This window comes from Vibrio sp. Vb1026 (genome assembly GCF_033338745.1).
Lineage (GTDB): Bacteria > Pseudomonadota > Gammaproteobacteria > Enterobacterales > Vibrionaceae > Vibrio > Vibrio alginolyticus.
This window is the reverse complement of the sequence record NZ_JAWOTH010000133.1, coordinates 1-1,224: the sequence shown is the minus strand read 5'-3', so window position 1 is coordinate 1,224 and position 1,224 is coordinate 1. Positions and strand designations below refer to the sequence as shown.

The following is a 1,224-nucleotide window of genomic DNA, read 5'->3' as shown; positions in this document are numbered from 1 at the left end:
TTCACCACCGTATCGAGCCACGCAGTCTGAAGAACGGTTGACCACTTGCTTGAAGACCGCCGCGACACGAATCAACGCCTCGTCGCCTTGTTGGTGCCCGTAACAGTCGTTGTAATCTTTAAAGAAGTCGATGTCGCACAACATGATAGTCAAAGGCAATTTTTCACGAATGTGGTGATACCAAAGTACATGAAGACGTTCATCAAATCGGCGTCTATTCGCCACTTGCGTCAAGCTGTCCATAAAGCTCAATTTCTCAAGTTCAAGGTTCGCTTGTTCAAGTTTTTGCTCGGCGAGATAACGCTCTGAAATATCACGCGCCATGATAAGAACGCCATTCGTACCCGATGCCTTGTCTTTAAACGGCGATTTCACCACATCAAACCACGTAATATGGCCATCACTACTCACGACCTTATCGATGTACCTTACCGGTTCGGCTTGTCGTAGAGCGTGTAGGTCGCTCGTTTCCAACCGCGTGTACATTTCAACGGGAATGACATCTTGAAGACGCTTACCAATCAAATCAGAAACTTCAGATATACCTAAAGCGTTTACAAATGGCTTATTGCACGCTTGGTACACCATATTCTCATTAAAAATACCGATAGAGTCAGGGCTTGCATCTAAGATTGTTTGAAGAATGGTGTCACGTTGAGCCAAGGCGACTTCAGTGTCTTTACGACGTTCCATTTCATCACGTAAGTTCTGCTGAATCTTATGCCATTCCGTCACATCGTGACTAATAGACAACGTTCCGAGTAGCTCACCACTTGGCGATACTAACGAGCTTAAATTCACTTCAAGCAAGCAGCTGCGACCTTGCGTGTCCGTCGTCCATTTGCGTTCACTTTTACGGGTAGCGACTCGGCTCGCCGTTGCAGTGATGGCTTCTTCTCGTCGCCCCTCCCAAAACTGGTCAAAGGCACGATTCGTCGTCAATAAGTTACCTTGGCAATCTTGCAAGCAGATCAACTCGGACAGCGAATCTAGCGCTGAGCGAGCCATCTCTAACTGCGCCAACTCTTGCTGCTGCTCTTGTAAAGTGACTTGATAAGGTTGCGCGTACATGATCCAAACACGATGACCACGTAGCAAACTCTTTCGGCCGGACAATTCAACCTTAATAGATTCGTTTTCAGATAAACGCCAATCAAAGACTTGGTGACGGAAATAGCGACTGGAAAAACTATCTAATAACGAAGAAAGTTTGTGAAGCTCAAA

At 46.3% G+C, this 1,224-nt stretch carries 1 protein-coding gene; it reads right to left on the bottom strand.

Annotated elements, in window-relative coordinates; genetic code table 11:
• Window positions 1–1,224 (bottom strand): diguanylate cyclase domain-containing protein (locus tag R7E47_RS24745; RefSeq protein ID WP_318085401.1); only part of this gene is annotated, 1,224 nt, incomplete at both ends.